The sequence below is a fragment of the uncultured Stenotrophomonas sp. genome (assembly GCF_963519125.1).
Classification (GTDB): domain Bacteria; phylum Pseudomonadota; class Gammaproteobacteria; order Xanthomonadales; family Xanthomonadaceae; genus Stenotrophomonas.
Genome location: NZ_CAUQLJ010000007.1, coordinates 105,193 through 120,202 on the forward strand (window position 1 = coordinate 105,193; position 15,010 = coordinate 120,202).

A 15,010-nucleotide genomic window follows, 5' to 3' on the forward strand; every position below is an offset into this window, starting at 1 on the left:
CGCCATGAACGAGAACAAGACCCGCCGCCGCCACTTCAGCTTCCGCCTGGCGGCCCTGTCGCTGGTGACCGTGCTGATGTGCAACGCGCCCGCGCCGGCTTACACCATGCCCGTGGTGGAAGTGGGCCCCAGTGTGTACCAGCAGATCATGAACCAGATCAACACCTACAAGGCGGAGATCACTGCGTATGCCTCGAAGGCACAGGACGCGGCCGAGTACGTGGAGCAGCGCACGCGCTGGATTCGAACCCTTGAGCAGTATGCACAGGCCTTGGTGCAGGTGCAGGCCGTCATGAATAATTTCGCGATGCCGCAAGGCGCAGTGCTGACTAAAGTTCCGGAGAACTATCTGGTCAAGCAGAGTTGCGGTGGCGACACCGACCTCAGCCTGACCGGCCTGTTCAAGACGTTCGTGTTTAACCCCAAGGCGGATTTCAAGGCGCAGCAGACACAGATATGCGTGAACATCCGCATGATGCAGAATCGGAAGTACAACGAGGCGGTTACCTTCATGGCGGAGTCGGTCCCGCTGATGCAGTCTTCGTTGACCCGCATCTTCAACCTGCGCATCTTCAGCAACAGTCAGGGCAACGTGCAGGGCACCGACAGCGAGGCGTTGCGCATGGCCAATGACCTGGCCGTGCAGTCGCAGATCTGGCAGTCCCGGATGCGCTCTTACGATGCCTACATCGAAGTGATGGAAGCCAACCAGAAGGTGGTGGCCGAGAATGCGCTCAAGGGTGATACCACCAATCAGATCATTGGAACACTGGTCAAGACCGCGGCGCTGAAGGGTGCACTCAGCGTCAAGTGATCCACACAGGCCGGTTCAGCGGGTCTGCAAAGTAATGCCGGGCCCAAAGTTGTAGCAGCATCACCAAGGGATTGTGGAAATGTCGATCAGGTCGATTGCCAACGTTTTTGACTTCTCGGGCGGATTGCAGGATCTGCTGGGCTACGCCGTGCGTGTCCAGTCGATAGGCGACTTCGTCTTCTTCAAGCTGATTCTTGATTACCTGCGCGAGCGGATCAACGATTTCGGCATTGAAATGATGGGCCGCATGATGGCCTGGGTGGGCGGCATTGCCCTGGTCCTGATGACTCTGTGGGTGCTGATACAGGGCTATCGCATCGTCACCGGCCAGAGCCGTGACTCGATGATGGCGCTGGTCACCAACATGGCCCGCGCGGCGTTGATCATCAGCGTGGCCACCAGTATGGCCATGTTTGGCACAAGCGTGAGCGATTTCCTTACCAAGGACGTGGGCGGCCTGATTACCCGCGTAGTCACCGGGGAGGGCGGCACCGCCTCTGACCAGATCGACAAGAGCCTGGCGTGGATGCAGGTGGCCCTGTCCAGCATCGACGCCATCAAGGTGCTTGATGACGGTGGGCTGCAGCAGGAAAAGAGCCGCGCGATGTGGTTCATCGGCATCGGCACCGGTGGACCGGCGGTTACAGCCGGTGCAATGCTGCTGCTCTACCAGGTGGCCATTGCACTGTTCATCGGCTTCGGTCCGCTGTTCATCCTGTGCCTGCTGTTCGACCAGACCAAGCAGCTGTTCCAGAAGTGGCTGTTCTACGGCATTGGCACCATGTTCTCGATGGCGGTACTTTCAGCGATGGTCTCCATCGCGCTGGACATGGTGATCCGCGTGTCGGCAGCGTTCTGGACATCGTCACTGATCAACAGCTTCTTCCTCGATGACGCAATGAGCGACGGCATGACAAGCCAGGCCATGCAGCAGGGCGGCATGGGCTTGATCCTCACGACGCTGATCCTGACCGCACCCCCAATGGCCGCGTTCTTCTTCCAGGGAACACTGGGCAGCTTCATGGCATATTCCCAGATAGGCGGCTCGGCAGCCGCAGGCCCGCAGGGCCAGCCGCCGGGTTCTTATACGCCGCCGGCGCCGCAGCAGGTCAACACCAGCAATGAAGCTGTCAATACCAACGTCAACCGGTTCGGCTCTGATGCAACGCCTCCTCCTGCGCAGACTGGCCAGCGCGGACTTGCTGGTTGATCAACTGATTGTCGAGGGGCTTTATGAAGAGCATCAAACTGCGCTGGTCCATGCAAATCCGTGGTGAGTGGATACTGACGCTGATGGCGTCGGTACTACTGTCGTCCGTGTCATTTCAAGGAGCGGCAGAAGGACGATGTCCTCCTGGCCAGTACCCGGTTGGGGGACAGGGTGTAGGAGGGTGCGCGCCAATTGGTGGTGGCACTGGTGGAAGCAGTGACGCGGTCCCTACGGGTCGCTGGCATAAGACGTGGGGAGCTGTTGCCTTCTCCAAGTCCGGCGATGCAGGTGCTGTCGTAGGGAAGATGTCGAAGGACGAAGCCGTGGCCGGTGCCATTGAAAAGTGTGCACAGTGGGGGGCCACCGATTGCAAGGCCGGTCTCACTTTCAAGAACCAGTGCGCGGCGGTGATCCAAGCGGACAAGTCGCTTGGTACGAAGCTGAATACTGGTGCGACGAAGGAAATCGCTCTGCAGCGCGCCACCGAGTCGTGCAAAAAGGCTGGAAGCTCCAGTTGCACGCAGGTCTACGCGGATTGCAGCATGCCTGCCTTCGAGAAGTTTTAGCGTAGCGACACGCCATGCGTGTCCGTGGAACATCGGACACGCAAGGGTTACAAGTTGGTGTGGATGATGACGATCTCCGTGGGACACGCATGGCGTGTCACTACACGGCTTGGCCGCGTTCTTCCTCCAGGGAACCTTGGGCAGCTTCCTTGCATATTCCCAGATAGGCGGCTCGGCTGCCGCAGGCCCGCAGGGCCAGCCGCCGGGTTCGTATACGCCGCCGGCGCCTGCGCCGACCAGAGCGGAAACCAGTGACGGCTCTGGCGCGCGAGTGTCCTCTTCGGTCTACACGGCCTCTGGCAATGACTCAGGTCAACCTGCTGGTAAGTACGGTGCCGCGAATACTCAATAGGAGGTCCAAATGACACGCAACCCATCGTACGACCGGGCAGCGACTACTGTTACTCGTAGCATTCGCGTGTTGGCTACTTTGTTCTTGGTCTCTTCCGTTGGATCCGCGTTTGCCGAGGGGGCATGTCCGCCTGGTCAGTACCCTGTTGGTGGACAGGGGGTGCAAGGTTGTGCCCCAATTCCAGGCTCGGGATCCGGGAGCGCGTCTCCGCGACCGACCGGTGTGTGGCACAAGACGTGGGGCGCGTTTGCGATTTCGCCTGATGGGGCAGCGGGTGCTTCCGTAGGTAAGCTTGCCAAGGCGGATGCGTCAAAGGAAGCGGAGGCTGCCTGCGCAAAAAGCGGGGGACGATCTTGCAAGGTGGCATTTACGTTCAAGAACCAATGCGGTGCGGCAACCGTTCCGACTTCGGGCGCTGGCGGCACAAGCTTCGGTCGGGGAGAGAGCAAAGAGAGAGCCGAGATCGTCTCGAAGGATCGATGCGCGGCTGACGGCGGCGTAGGTTGCAAGGTGATCTATTCGGACTGTGCTAAGCCCCAGTTCGAGTCTTACTGAAAATAATCTGGACCTATCGTTTCACTATGAAGAAGGCCCTTCTGGTTCTGCTTCTGGTTCTGTCGCCGGGCTTGGCGCTGGCTGAGGGTGCCTGCCCTGCAGGTTCCTACCCCATCGGCGGCCAAGGTATTCAAGGCTGCGCACCGATTCCCGTTTCCGGGAGCGGTGAGGCTCCCCGATCCGTGCCCACGGGCAAGTGGGAGACCCGTTGGGGTGCGGTTGCCGAAGGCCAGAATGCGGCGAATCCAAAGGGTCCAACAGCGACCGGTGTGGCGGTATCGCAGAAGTCAGGGAAGGCTGCTACCCAACTCGCCATTGATGAGTGCAAACGCGGCGGCGGCACGCGATGTGAGGTTCGCATCGCGTACTACAATCAGTGCGTGGCCATTGCTGACCCGACCCATGATGCGCGGGAGTCGGGTGCATCGCTTTCCAGCATTGTGCGGGCTCAGACCGAAGAAAAGGCCAAGCAGATGGCGTCGGAACGTTGCCAGTCGACCGGTCAGAGGTGCGAAATTGTCTACTCTGCGTGCAGCATGTCGGAGTTCAAGTCGTTCCGGTAGAGCCACGCCCTGCGTGGCTGTGGCAAATCGTGAGGCATGGCGGCCTCCGCAGAGCTGAGATTCGAGAAGATGCAAGCGTAGCGAGACGCCACGCGTGTCCCACGGAGATCTTCAACATGCATGGCAAGTCGTTGCACGTGGCTTGTCCGGCGTTCCCAAGGACACGCATGGCGTGTCGCTACCCGGTCGGGCGGTGCGGGCAAGTGGTGGTTGGATTGCGGCGCAGGTTCCTGGTCGTAGGCCCGCAGGGCCAGCCGCCGGGTTCTTATACTCCACCGCAGACAAAAAATAGTGATGAGGGCGCTGTGGGGCAGATTGTGCAACCGACCGTGAGGAGCACTTCTGAAGCCGGAAGCACGGCCAGCGGATCTGGAAAGTACGGCAACGCTGATTCACGATGAAGCGGGTGAGGCCGCCCTGCATTGACACGAAAGGTGGAGGTTCTGGAATGCCAAGCAAGCTCTTGTTCGCCCTGTTTATGCTCGTCCCCTCTGTGGCATTTGCAGAGGGCAGCTGTCCCCCAGGCCAGTACCCGATCGGAGGGCAAGGCGTACAAGGTTGCGCGCCTATTCCAGGTGGCGGGGCGGGCGTGAATGGCGTTTCTCCTCGACCCACCGGGAAGTGGGAAACGCGATGGGGTGCAATTGCTGAAGACAAGTCCCCCAGTCCTGGTGCGCCTCTCGCGACCGGGGCTGCTGTTTCCCAGAAGTCAAAGCGCGCTGCATCTGCGCTTGCGATGGATGAGTGCAGGAAGCAGGGCGGAAATAAATGCGAAGTTCGACTCGCTTACTACAACCAATGCGCCGCAATCGCGGATCCCGGCAGTTCTTCTGGCGTTATAGCTGGCGGCACTTCCATTGCCGCGCATGCGGAGACGATTGAACAGGCGAAGGAGTTGGCAGTTCGTGACTGCGAGCGCGAGAATGGCGGTGGAGAATGCACCGTGTCCTATTCGGCGTGTAGCATGTCCGAGTTCAAATCGTTCTAGTGCCGCAATCCCCGCCAAACTCACTGCCCGATTGACTGCAAGTGGGCGCTGTTGCACCAGCCAGAACAGTTGTTCCGGAAGCGGCTGTTCTACAGCATCGGCACCATGTTCTCGATGGGGGCACAACAGGCGATGGTCTCCATCGCACTGGATATCGTGATCCAGGTGTCGGCAGCGTTCTGGGTGTCGTCACTTACCAACGGCTTCTTCCTCGATGACGCAATGAGCGACGGCATGACCAGTCAGGCCATGCAGCAGGGCAGCATGAGCTTGATCCTCGCGACGCTGATCCTAATGGCCGCGTTCTCTTACCAAGCAGGTCTACGCGGATTGCAGCATGCCTGCCGTCGAGAAGTTCTATGGTGTGGGGCGGTTCGCGCTTGGTGCGTGATTTCAGCCACGGAAGGCGTGGCCCTACCGGGGCGCCATCGTGCGGCAATCGGCGGCATTATCAAACGGTAGGGGCGAATCTTGGTTGGGTTGCGCCGTCTACTTCCACCGTTGCGCAGAACATGTCGTACGGCCTTACCCATAGGCCGTGCTCGCCGTACAAGGCGCGGTACAGCACCATCGGTTGGAGGGTTTCGCTGTTGCGGACCACGCCGATCACCTCATACTCGCCACCTTTGAAATGGCGGTAGTGGCCGGGGGCGATCTCGGGCAGGGCGGGAAGGTCGGACATGGGTATTACCGTGGCGGGGAAGGCGCGATTATCGCAGTGCGGACGTACGCCCGGTGGCCTAATCGCCGTCCGGCTCCAACGGCGGACCCGCACGGTGCGCCAACACCAGCTGGGTGACCGCGTCGGCACTCATCGGCCGCGCCAGGTAGTAGCCCTGCGCCTCGTTGCAGCCCCACAGGCGTAGCAGGGAGAGTTCACCCTCATGCTCCACCCCTTCCGCCACCGTGCGGTAGCCGAGCTGATGGGCCAGCTTGATGATCGCTTCGACCTTCAGTCGCGCGGTCCGCGAGCGCGCCAGGCCGGTGACCAGGCTCTGGTCCACCTTGATATGACTGATCGGCACTTCGCTCAGGTACCCGAAGTTGCTGTAGCCACTGCCGAAATCATCGATCGCGATGCGCACGCCGGCTGCGGCCATCGCGCGCAGCTGGGGCAGGGCGGCTGGATGGCTGTGCAGCCATTGGCCTTCAGTGATTTCCACCTCGATCTGTGACGGCGTCAGTCCATGCTGGCGCAGCCGCTCGGCCATGCCGGTCCACAGCTGCTCGTTGTCGAAATCGCGCGGGGACAGGTTGATCGACAGCGCGAAGCCCGGCAGCAGTTGCTGCCAGCGCGCCGCCTGGGCGAAGGCATGTTCGATCACCCATTGGCTCAACTGCGGCATCAATGCCGTGCACTCGAGTACCGGGATGAACTCGCCGGGGCTGACCGGCCCCAGCATCGGATGCGTCCAGCGCAGCAGCGCCTCGGCCGACACCGGCTGGTCGTCGGACAGGTCGTAGCGCGGCTGGTAGACCAGGCTGAACTGGTCCTGGGCCAGTCCGCGTGCCGCGTCGGAGGCCAGGCGGTAGCGGCGCCGCAGGTGCGCGTCGCGGTCGGCCGAATACCAGCAAAGGCATGCGTCGGTGTGCAGCGCATGGTTCAACGCCACCATGCATTTGCGCAGCAGGTCGTTGGCCTCGTCAGGATCGGCATGGAAATCGCACAGGCCGGCATGGAATTGCGGCGACATCGGGATGCTGCCCACCATCAAGGGCCGACGCATGCGTTCGCGCAGCCGACCCATCAGCGACTCGGTCTGGTCGTGGGTATGGTCGCGCAGCACGAAGGCGAACCGGGTCGAGGCCACGTGGTAGACCTGCACGTCGCCGGCGACGACTTCCTGCACGCGCAGCGCCGCCTGGCGCAACAGCGATTCCACCGGTTTGAGGCCCAGCGCCTGACCGGCGTCGTTGGCGCTCTGCAGGTCGAACGCGTCCAGCAGCACGCCGGTGAAGCGGCTGGCGCCGTCGCGTCGGCTCAGAACGCTCAGATCGGCCTGGAACTGCTGGCGGTTGGGCAGGCCGCTGATCGGCTCGCGTCGCCCGACCGACATGGTCAGCTCCATCTGGTTGACCACGATCCGCGCCAGGGTCTGCAGTTGCCGTTGCTCGTTGACCGACAGTTCGCGCGGTTCGCGGTCCATCAGGCACAGCGTGCCCAGTGCGATGCCATTGCGGGTCACCAGCGGGGCGCCGGCATAGAAGCGCATGCGCTCGGGGCCGGTCACAATGGGGTTGTCGCTGAACCGCGGGTCCTCGCGCAGGTCGCCGATCTGCAGGATGCCGCTGGATTCCAGCGCGCACGAGCAGATCGAGTGGTGGCGGTCGGTGCGTTCCAACGCCAGCCCGACCCGCGAGATGAACTGCTGGGAATCGGCGTCCACGATCGAGATCAGCGCGATCGGCGTACCGAAGGTAAACGCCGCCAGTTCGGTGATCGGGTCCAGCGAACGGCCCAAGGCTGGGTCCATCACGTTGAGCGCTTCGATCAGCGCGACACGTTCAAGATCCTGGCTGCGGTCGAGCATCCGGTGCGTCCTGTCATACGGAATACACAGGTACTATCCCGCCGCAGTTGCAGCGTCCGCGTGAAGTAATCCGTTCAGGTATGAAGCATTCACACCGGCAGGCCGATCAGGCAGTCGGCGACGTGCCCTTCAAGAGCTCCACCAGCTGCCGAAGGCGGTAGGGCTTGGCAATGAAATCGACGTTGTCCGGCAGCGGCGGCAGCTGCGACCGCGCATACCCCGAAGACAGGATCATCCGCGCATTCGGAAGCGCTTCGGCCACGTGTGCGCTCAACTCCAGTCCACTCATGTTGTTGGGCATGTTGACGTCACTGAACACGACATGGAACTCACCGGACTCCTCGATGACCTTCAGGGCGTCCGGGCCGTCGTTGGCGGTGTGCACGTCGATGCCGAAGTCCCGCAGCGCCGTGCCGATCATCTCGCGCAGGTCTGCCTGGTCTTCGACCATCAAAACGCGAAGGGGCTCAGACATGTGCGGATTCCTCAAGGGCAGGTAACAACAAACGAACCGTGGTGCCGCGACCAAGGGCGGTCTGGACATCGACGAAGCCGTCGCACTGGGACACGAAACCGAACACCTGGCTCAACCCCAGCCCGCTGCCCTTGCCGACCTCCTTGGTCGTGAAGAACGGCTCGCTGGCGCGTTCGGCCACGTCCGGCGGCATGCCGCTGCCAACATCGGTGACCGCAATGGCAACGTAACGGCGCTGGGTGGGCGTAGCCAGGTCCGGGGCGAGGCGCTGCTCGACCCGGGCACTGAGAGTGACGGTTCCGCCCTGTGGCATCGCCTCGCAGCTGTTCAGCAGCAGGTTCAGCACGGCGGTATGCAACTGTACGCCATCGGTGGCGATTCGAGGTAGGTCGAAAGGCACTTCCGTACGCAGCAGAATGTTGGGCGGGCAGGCGCGCTGGAGCGACGGAAGCTCGTCCTGCAACAGCTGCGCCACCTGCAGCGGCTCCCGGATCAGGGTCTGGTCCGCCGAGAACGCAAGCAGCTGGCGGGTCAGCAGGGAACCGCGGTCGGCGGCGGCCTGGGCCAGCTCGGTCAGTTCACGGGTACGGGCGCCGGCCGTCGGCTGCGCCGCGATCAGGTCGAGCGCCGTCCCGATCGTGGTCAGCAGGTTGTTGAATTCGTGCGCCAGGCCACGGGTCAGGCGGCCCACACCTTCGAACTGCTGGAGCTGTTCGCGGGCACGCTGGGCGTCCTGCAGCAGGCGCTGGGCCTGATAGCGCTCGGTGATGTCCTGGGTGACCTTGACGAAGCCGAGCAGGGTGCCGTCCGCGTGACGTACTGCCTCGATGACCTCGCTGGCGCGGAAGCGCTCGCCGCTGCGGCGCACGCGCCAGCCTTCGCCGACGAAGCGGCCTTGGGCTTCCACCTGGGCCAGGGTCTGCTGCGGCACCTGTTGAGCGCGGTCTTCGGCACCGTAGAACAACCCGACGTGCTGGCCACACGCCTCTTCGGCGGTATAGCCCTTGACCCGCTCGCAGCCGCGGTTCCAGCTGCGGATGCAGCCCTGCGCGTCGAGCATGTAGATCGCGTGGTCAGAGACGTGATCGATCAACAACTGCAACTGCAGGCGATCATCAGCCACTGGCGCGATGTCGGTGACGGCCTGGACCACGGCGACGGTTCTACTCCCCCGGTAAGGGCCAGAACCGTAGAAGCGATCATGTGAAGATAGTGTCAACAAAGGGGTTGATTGCGTCGCCAACTGGCGGATAACGCACGCATTCACTGTTCGGTTAACATCGAACCCCTTTTCACGCTGGAATTGTCTGGATGAATGCTGCTCCGACTGCTCGCGACCGCTGGATCTGGCTGGCATCCGCCGGCCTGATGGGCCTGACCATCGGCCTGGAACTGGTGGTACCGCTGGGCTATGCGGTGTGGCTGACCTACTTCATGGCGGTGGCGATCACGCTGTTCCAGCGCCGCCTGGAAGTGCCGGTACTGGTGGCGCTGGGCTCCTGCGTCCTGCTCTCGGTGGGGTATCACCTTGCCCCGGCCAGTACCAATTCGGCGTTTTCCTTCGTCAACCGCACCATCGGCGGCGTTTCCTTCCTGTTGATGGCGCTGACGGTGGTCAAGGCGATCCAGGCGCGGCGCACGGCCGCCGACGCGCTGTGGCTGCAGGAGGGCGAGAACGATGTAACCGTGAGCCTGCGCGGCGATCCCGAGCCGAAGACCCTCGCTGACGCGGCGATGCGCTCGCTGTTTGCCCGCCTGAACGCGGATGTCGGCGCGCTTTACCGCCTGCAGGGCGAGCGACTGGTGCTGGTGGGTGGCGCCGCGCTGCCGGCGCACCTTCCCGAATCGCTGCCGGCCGCTGCCGGGCAGTGGGGCGAAGTGCTGCGCACCGGCACGCCGCGGCGGCTGGAAGAGGGCGAGAGCCCGCTGGAAATCGAGACCGCGCTGGGCCGCACCGTGGTGCACCAGCGCCTGCTCGGTCCGATCACCGCCGATGGCGTGGTGATCGGCCTGATCGAACTGGGCCGTGCCGGCGCCTCCCCGGCACGCTCGCTGGAACTGGAATTGCTGGTGCAGGTGGCTGAGCCGGTCGGCATGGCGATGCGCACCGCATTGCTGCGCGCCCAGCTGGTGGAACTGCTGGAAGAAACCCAGCGCCAGAGCGAAGAACTGCAGACCCAGCAGGAAGAGCTGCGGGTCGCCAACGAGGAGCTTGAAGAACAGAGCCGCAGCCTGCTGCACTCGCAGGCCAACCTTGAACAGCAGCAGGCCGAGCTGGAACAGACCAACGTACAGCTGGAAGAGCGCACCCATGAAATGGAGGCGCGCCAGCAGGCACTGCTGATCGCGCAGGGGCAGCTGGTGCAGAACAGCCGCGAGCTGGAGGCCAGCTCGCGCTACAAGTCCGAGTTCCTGGCCAACATGTCGCACGAGCTGCGCACGCCGCTCAACAGTGCGCTGATCCTGGCCAAGCTGCTGTCCGACAACAAGGAAGGCACGCTCACCACCGAGCAGGTCAAGTACGCGCAGGCCATCCACTCCTCCAACAACGACCTGCTGGCGTTGATCAACGACATTCTGGACCTGTCGCGGATCGAAGCCGGCCATGTCGAACTGGCTGAAGAGAACCTGGCGGTGTCGAGCGTGCTGCAGCGCCTGAAGGAAACGTTCGAGCCGCTGGCCGAGCAGAAGGGCCTGGCGCTGGACATCCGCGCCGAGGACGACGCGCCCACGCAGATGGTCGCCGACGGTCAGCGCCTGCAGCAGATCCTGAAGAACCTGCTGGCCAATGCGGTCAAGTTCACCGAGCACGGCAGCGTCTCGCTGGTGGTGCGTGGCAACGGGGCAGGGCGGATCCAGTTCGCGGTAAGCGATACCGGCATCGGCATCGCCAAGGCGCAGACCGAGGTGATCTTCGAGGCATTCCGCCAGGCCGATGGCAGTACCCGCCGTCGCTACGGTGGCACCGGCCTGGGCCTGTCGATCTCGCGCGACCTGGCCTCGCGCATGGGCGGCGACATTTCCGTGTCGAGCGAACCGGGGCGTGGCAGCTGCTTCACCCTGGAACTTCCGCTGGCAGCCGGTGCGAGCCCGGCGCCGTTGGCCGCCGCGCCGGACGTGCGCCTGGCACCGACGCCAAAGCCCGCGGCCGCCGCGCCGCTGTTCGGTACGGGCCATGACGCACCGGTGGCGCCGAAGGGGCCACGCGTGGTCGACGACCGCGGTCGCCGCAGCCGCGCCGGGCGCATGATCCTGGTAGTGGAGGACGATGTGGCCTTCGCCGAAGCGCTGGTCGGCATGGCGCATGAGCTGGACTTCGACTGCGTGGTCGCGCAGACCGCCGAAGAAGCCTTGGCGCTGGCCGCAGAGCTGCGCCCGAACGGCATCCTGCTCGACATCGGCCTGCCCGATGTGTCCGGCCTGAGCGTGCTGGAACGGCTCAAGCGCGACCCGGCCACGCGCCATATCCCGGTGCACGTGGTGTCCGGGCTGGAGCGCTCGCAGGTTGCGATGGAGCTGGGCGCCATCGGCTATGTCATCAAGCCCGCCACGCGCGAGCGCCTGGTGGAGGCGATCCAACAGCTGGAAGCGACCAACGAGCGCGACGTGCGCCGCCTGCTGATCGTCGAGGACGACAGCGCGCTGCGTTCCAACCTGCAGCTGCTGCTCGGCCGCGACCAGCTGGAAATCACGGCCGTGGGGACCCTCGCCGAGGCGATCGCCGAGCTGTCCAGTTCCACCTTCGACTGCATGGTGACCGACCTGGCGCTGCCCGACGGCACCGGCTACGACCTGCTCGAACACATGGCCGGCAACGAGGCACTGGGCTTCCCGCCGGTGATCGTCTACACCGGGCGTGCGCTGACCCGCGACGAAGAGCAGCGCCTGCGCCGCTATTCCAAGAGCATCATCATCAAGGGCGCGCGCTCGCCCGAGCGCCTGCTCGACGAGGTGACGCTGTTCCTGCACAGCGTGGAAGCCTCGCTGCCCAGCGACCAGCAGCGCCTGCTGCGCGAAGCGCGCCGTCGCGACGCGGTGCTGGACGGTCGTACCGTGCTGCTGGCCGAGGACGACGTGCGCAACATCTTTGCGCTGTCCAGCGTGCTTGAACCGCTGGGGGTGAAGCTGGAAATCGCCCGCAATGGCCGCGAAGCGCTGGAGCGGCTGGGTCCGGACATCGACCTGGTGCTGATGGACATCATGATGCCGGAGATGGATGGCCTGACCGCGATGCGAGAGATCCGCCGCGACAACCGCTGGCGCGACCTGCCGATCATCGCGCTGACCGCCAAGGCCATGCCTGACGACCGCGAGCACTGCCTGCAGGCCGGTGCCAACGACTACATCGCCAAGCCCATCGACGTGGACAAGCTGGTCTCGCTGTGCCGTGTGTGGTGCTCGCGCCGATGAACGAGTCGGAGCTGTTCGACCTGGAGCTGAAGCTGCTGCTGGAGGCGGTGTATCAGCGCTACCACTATGACTTCCGCGACTACGCGCTGGCGTCGCTGCGGCGGCGCATGCGGCACGCCATGGCACGCTTCGACTGCGACAGCATGGGCGCGCTGCAGCACCGGCTGCTGCACGAACCGGACACCTTCGCCCAGGCGATGCAGTACTTCACCGTGCAGGTTTCGGAGATGTTCCGCGACCCCGCGTATTTCCGCATGCTGCGTGAGCATGCCATCCCGGTGCTGCGCACCTACCCGTCGATCAAGCTGTGGATCGCCGGCTGCAGCACCGGTGAAGAAGTGTGGTCGCTGGCGATCCTGCTGCATGAGGAAGGCCTGCTCGACCGCGCCATCATCTACGCCACCGACATCAACCCCGAGGCGCTGCAGGCCGCCGAAGCCGGTGCGTTCCCGCTGGACCGGCTGGCCCAGTTCAGCCGCAACTACCTGGAGGCCGGTGGCAGCGGGTCGCTGTCGGACTACTACAGCACCGGCTACGGCGGGGTGGTGTTCGACCGCCGGCTCAAGCGCAACATCGTGTTCGCCGACCACAGCCTGGCCACCGACACGGTGTTCTCCGAGGTGCACCTGGTGTCGTGCCGCAATGTGCTGATCTACTTCCAGCGCGCCCTGCAGGACCGCGCCATCGGCCTGTTCCATGAGGCGCTGGTGCATCGCGGTTTCCTAGGCCTGGGCAGCAAGGAGTCGTTGCAGTTCGGCGAGCACGCCAACGAATTCGAAGCCTGCGCCCGCGAACAGCGCCTGTACCGGAAGCTGGCCTGATGAACGCCGAACCCGTGCAGCCCAACATTGAACTGATCGTCGTCGGCGCCTCCGCCGGCGGCGTCAGCGCGCTGCAGCAGCTGTTGGCGGCGCTGCCGGCCGACCTGCCGATGCCGGTGCTGGTGGTGCTGCATCTGCCGCGTGACCGCCCCAGTCGCATTGCCGACCTGCTCGACAGCGGCTGCGCGCTGCCGGTGCGCGAGGCGGAAGACAAGCAGGCGCTGGTGTCCGGCACGGTCACCTTCGCGCCTGCCGACTACCACTTGCTGGTCGAGGATCGCAGCAGCCTCGCGCTGTCGGTGGATCCGCTGGTGCTGTTCTCGCGCCCGGCCATCGACCCGTTGTTCGAAAGCGCGGCCGACGTGTTCGGCAGCGGTGTGCTGGCGATCCTGCTCACCGGCGCCAGCAACGACGGCAGCGTCGGCGTTGCCGCCGTCCGCCAGGCGGGCGGCCAGGCCTGGATCCAGAGCCCTGACGATGCCTTTTCCCCGATCATGCCGGCAGCGGCGCTGGCCCATGCCGGCGCCGACGCGGTGTTGACCCTTGAATCCCTTTGTTCGCGTATGAAAGGCCTTGCACGATGAACCTGATTGCGCCCACCCCTGCGACCACCTCCGACAGGGTCAACCTGTTGATCGTCGACGACGTGCCGCAGAACCTGGTGGCCATGGAGGCGCTGCTGCGCCGCGATGGACTGGACATCCTGTGCGCGGCTTCCGGCGCCGAGGCGCTGGAGCTGCTGCTGGAGCACGAAGTGGCGCTGGCGCTGCTGGACGTGCACATGCCGGAGATCGACGGTTTCTCGCTGGCCGAACTGATGCGCGGTTCGCAGCGCAGCCGCGATGTGCCGATCATCTTCCTGACCGCCTCGCCGAACGACCCGGTGCGCGCGTTCAAGGGCTATGAGAGCGGCGCGGTGGATTTCCTGCACAAGCCGATCGAGCCGCAGGTGATCATGAGCAAGGTCAACGTGTTCATCGAGCTCTACCAGCAGAAGCAGCTGCTCAAGGCGCGCAACCAGGCGCTCGAACATGCGCTGACGCTCAACGAAACGATGATGGCCGTGCTCACCCACGACCTGCGCACTCCGCTCTCGGCGATCCTGCTGTGCGCGGACAAGCTGGCGCTGGACCTGCCCGATGATCCGTCCGCGCAGCAGACCCTGGTGCACCTGGAGAACAGCGCGGTGCGCATGGCGCGGATGGTGGAGCAGCTGCTCGACTTCTCGCGCATCCGCAGCGGCGGCCTGCGCCTGCAGCAGGTGGAATGCGACCTGGCCGAGGTGGCGGCGGCAGTGGTCAGCGAGATGAGCCGTGCCCACCCGCAGGCGCACATCGAGCTGCAGGTGGAAGGCGATACCTGCCTGCACGGCGACCCGGACCGGCTGGCCCAGCTGCTTTCCAACCTGGTCGGCAACGCGGTGCTGCACGGTGGCAACGCGCCCGTGCAGGTGGTGGTGCGTGGGCTGGCGGGCGACTCGCTGCGACTGCAGGTGCGCAACGCCGGGCAGATTCCCGAGGCGTTGCTGCCGCGTCTGTTCGAGCCGTTCAAGGCCAGTTTCCATGACAGCCGCGGGTTGGGGCTGGGGCTGTTCATTGCGCATGAGTTCGCCCGCGCGCATGGCGGCAACCTGGCCGCGCGCAACCTGGACGGGGAGGTGGTGTTCGAGACCGGGTTGATGCGGCGGGAAGGTTGATTCGAGGGTCCCTGACGGGCATGGCCCGT

General features: G+C 64.3%; 14 protein-coding genes. 10 read left to right on the plus strand and 4 right to left on the minus strand.

Annotation, left to right across the window (positions count from 1 at the left end; all coding sequences use genetic code 11):
* Positions 1-4 precede the first annotated feature (4 nt).
* The 6 genes from RYM47_RS07770 to RYM47_RS07795 all read left to right on the plus strand — a co-directional run bounded on the left by RYM47_RS07770 (position 5) and on the right by RYM47_RS07795 (position 5,510).
* Positions 5-814: a hypothetical protein gene (locus RYM47_RS07770; RefSeq protein ID WP_315386977.1), complete on the plus strand. Its 810-nt coding sequence runs from the start codon at positions 5-7 to the stop codon at positions 812-814.
* Positions 815-893: 79 nt separating this feature from the next.
* Entirely contained in the window at positions 894-2,024 is a 1,131-nt protein-coding gene (locus RYM47_RS07775; RefSeq protein ID WP_315386979.1) for a type IV secretion system protein, read from the plus strand.
* An 83-nt stretch (positions 2,025-2,107) separates the two neighbouring features.
* Complete coding sequence (locus RYM47_RS07780; protein ID WP_315387122.1) at positions 2,108-2,590, plus strand: DUF4189 domain-containing protein; 483 nt, start codon at positions 2,108-2,110, stop codon at positions 2,588-2,590.
* A gap of 361 nt (positions 2,591-2,951) precedes the next feature.
* Positions 2,952-3,497 carry a DUF4189 domain-containing protein gene (locus RYM47_RS07785; protein ID WP_315386980.1) on the plus strand — a complete coding sequence of 182 codons (546 nt, stop codon included), beginning with the start codon at positions 2,952-2,954 and terminating at the stop codon, positions 3,495-3,497.
* Positions 3,498-3,523: 26 nt separating this feature from the next.
* On the plus strand, positions 3,524-4,060 hold the full coding sequence (locus tag RYM47_RS07790) for a DUF4189 domain-containing protein (RefSeq protein WP_315386982.1): 537 nt from the start codon (positions 3,524-3,526) through the stop codon (positions 4,058-4,060).
* Between the two features lie 1,039 nt (positions 4,061-5,099).
* Complete coding sequence (locus RYM47_RS07795) at positions 5,100-5,510, plus strand: hypothetical protein (protein WP_315386983.1); 411 nt, start codon at positions 5,100-5,102, stop codon at positions 5,508-5,510.
* Here RYM47_RS07795 and RYM47_RS07800 read toward each other — a convergent pair.
* From RYM47_RS07800 to RYM47_RS07815, 4 genes are all read right to left on the minus strand, one after another.
* The gene (locus tag RYM47_RS07800) at positions 5,500-5,730 is read right to left on the minus strand and encodes a DUF1653 domain-containing protein (RefSeq protein WP_315386984.1); all 231 of its coding nucleotides are present in this window, start codon (positions 5,728-5,730) and stop codon (positions 5,500-5,502) included. The genes RYM47_RS07795 and RYM47_RS07800 overlap by 11 nt on opposite strands.
* A 58-nt stretch (positions 5,731-5,788) precedes the next feature.
* The gene (locus RYM47_RS07805; protein WP_315386985.1) at positions 5,789-7,579 is read right to left on the minus strand and encodes a sensor domain-containing phosphodiesterase; all 1,791 of its coding nucleotides are present in this window, start codon (positions 7,577-7,579) and stop codon (positions 5,789-5,791) included.
* A gap of 106 nt (positions 7,580-7,685) precedes the next feature.
* Complete coding sequence (locus RYM47_RS07810; RefSeq protein ID WP_315386986.1) at positions 7,686-8,054, minus strand: response regulator; 369 nt, start codon at positions 8,052-8,054, stop codon at positions 7,686-7,688.
* Positions 8,047-9,207: a PAS domain S-box protein gene (locus tag RYM47_RS07815; protein ID WP_315386987.1), complete on the minus strand. Its 1,161-nt coding sequence runs from the start codon at positions 9,205-9,207 to the stop codon at positions 8,047-8,049. The genes RYM47_RS07810 and RYM47_RS07815 overlap by 8 nt, the downstream gene beginning before the upstream one ends.
* 158 nt (positions 9,208-9,365) lie before the next feature.
* Between RYM47_RS07815 and RYM47_RS07820 the strand changes: the two genes are divergently transcribed.
* Genes RYM47_RS07820 through RYM47_RS07835 form a run of 4 tightly spaced genes read left to right on the plus strand, consistent with a single transcriptional unit; the run spans position 9,366 to position 14,981 of the window.
* Positions 9,366-12,464: a response regulator gene (locus tag RYM47_RS07820; RefSeq protein WP_315386988.1), complete on the plus strand. Its 3,099-nt coding sequence runs from the start codon at positions 9,366-9,368 to the stop codon at positions 12,462-12,464.
* Entirely contained in the window at positions 12,437-13,285 is an 849-nt protein-coding gene (locus tag RYM47_RS07825; RefSeq protein WP_315386989.1) for a CheR family methyltransferase, read from the plus strand. Before RYM47_RS07820 ends, RYM47_RS07825 begins: the two co-directional genes overlap by 28 nt.
* Positions 13,285-13,869 (plus strand): chemotaxis protein CheB, encoded by a 585-nt coding sequence (locus RYM47_RS07830; RefSeq protein WP_315386990.1) that lies wholly within the window; start codon positions 13,285-13,287, stop codon positions 13,867-13,869. Before RYM47_RS07825 ends, RYM47_RS07830 begins: the two co-directional genes overlap by 1 nt.
* A complete protein-coding gene (locus tag RYM47_RS07835; RefSeq protein ID WP_315386991.1) occupies positions 13,866-14,981 on the plus strand; it encodes a hybrid sensor histidine kinase/response regulator in 1,116 nt (371 codons plus the stop codon). Before RYM47_RS07830 ends, RYM47_RS07835 begins: the two co-directional genes overlap by 4 nt.
* Positions 14,982-15,010: the final 29 nt, after the last annotated feature.

What these genes read in the sequence shown, in the direction of transcription:
- RYM47_RS07770 (WP_315386977.1), top strand. Translation starts at nt 5, where the DNA reads ATGAACGAGAACAAGACCCGCCGCCGCCACTTCAGCTTCCGCCTGGCG.
- RYM47_RS07775 (WP_315386979.1), top strand. Translation starts at nt 894, where the DNA reads ATGTCGATCAGGTCGATTGCCAACGTTTTTGACTTCTCGGGCGGATTG.
- RYM47_RS07780 (WP_315387122.1), top strand. Translation starts at nt 2,108, where the DNA reads ATGGCGTCGGTACTACTGTCGTCCGTGTCATTTCAAGGAGCGGCAGAA.
- RYM47_RS07785 (WP_315386980.1), top strand. Translation starts at nt 2,952, where the DNA reads ATGACACGCAACCCATCGTACGACCGGGCAGCGACTACTGTTACTCGT.
- RYM47_RS07790 (WP_315386982.1), top strand. Translation starts at nt 3,524, where the DNA reads ATGAAGAAGGCCCTTCTGGTTCTGCTTCTGGTTCTGTCGCCGGGCTTG.
- RYM47_RS07800 (WP_315386984.1), bottom strand. Translation starts at nt 5,730, where the DNA reads ATGTCCGACCTTCCCGCCCTGCCCGAGATCGCCCCCGGCCACTACCGC.
- RYM47_RS07805 (WP_315386985.1), bottom strand. Translation starts at nt 7,579, where the DNA reads ATGCTCGACCGCAGCCAGGATCTTGAACGTGTCGCGCTGATCGAAGCG.
- RYM47_RS07810 (WP_315386986.1), bottom strand. Translation starts at nt 8,054, where the DNA reads ATGTCTGAGCCCCTTCGCGTTTTGATGGTCGAAGACCAGGCAGACCTG.
- RYM47_RS07820 (WP_315386988.1), top strand. Translation starts at nt 9,366, where the DNA reads ATGAATGCTGCTCCGACTGCTCGCGACCGCTGGATCTGGCTGGCATCC.
- RYM47_RS07830 (WP_315386990.1), top strand. Translation starts at nt 13,285, where the DNA reads ATGAACGCCGAACCCGTGCAGCCCAACATTGAACTGATCGTCGTCGGC.
- RYM47_RS07835 (WP_315386991.1), top strand. Translation starts at nt 13,866, where the DNA reads ATGAACCTGATTGCGCCCACCCCTGCGACCACCTCCGACAGGGTCAAC.